General features: G+C 61.6%; 1 pseudogene. It reads right to left on the minus strand.

The window, feature by feature from the left end:
- Positions 1–219: pseudogene (locus tag QN413_RS27290) on the minus strand (IS30 family transposase); the annotation flags it as partial.

Genomic DNA, 219 nt, shown 5'->3' on the forward strand with positions numbered 1-219 from the left:
GTTCGGGCTTGCGGAACTCGCAATGCGCGGCCCGTATGCAGGCAGGCCGTCAGCTCACGTTTGAGTGCGCCCCGACCCTGTATGTAGAGTGCTTGATAGATGGCTTCATGGGAGACCCGCATGGATGCATCATCGGGGAATTCAAGCTTCAGTCGTCGGCTGATTTGCTCCGGGCTCCAGCTGCTGCCCCAACGGCGATCTGCACGCCGGCCATGGCGA

The sequence above is a fragment of the Variovorax sp. LG9.2 genome (assembly GCF_035018885.1).
GTDB lineage: Bacteria > Pseudomonadota > Gammaproteobacteria > Burkholderiales > Burkholderiaceae_C > Variovorax.